Origin of the sequence: Stenotrophomonas sp. 3diitr2024 (assembly GCF_042136455.1) — a bacterium.
In the GTDB taxonomy this organism is placed as follows: Bacteria; Pseudomonadota; Gammaproteobacteria; order Xanthomonadales; family Xanthomonadaceae; genus Stenotrophomonas; species Stenotrophomonas sepilia.
Map to the genome: position 1 here is coordinate 1 of NZ_JBHHMJ010000401.1, position 321 is coordinate 321.

General features: G+C 52.6%; 1 protein-coding gene. It reads left to right on the top strand.

The genetic code is table 11. The features are described from left to right. The coding region (locus ABGA94_RS09990) for a hypothetical protein (RefSeq protein WP_375367179.1) at window positions 1-321 on the top strand (321 nt) is incomplete at both ends.

Here is a 321-nt window from a genome sequence, read left to right on the forward strand (position 1 = left end):
CCGGAACTTGCCTACGTCCAACCAGATCATCTGGGCACGCCGCGCGTGGTGATCGATCCGGTACGGAATGTCTCGATCTGGGAGTGGAGCAACAAGAGCGAAGTGTTCGGCAACCAGACCGAGCTTGCGCTCAGCCGCATCCGTGTGGTGGTGCCGTCGGCGCTGTACGCACTGATCGCCCACGACGGCACTGAATGGGATGCACCGCTGTTCCAGCAATATCTATTTGTAACTTTTCGTTTTCTATCCCTTTCGTTACATAAACAGTTACACGGCCATCTTTATTTATTTCCTGTCCTTGCTCAACGATTAAACCCAATT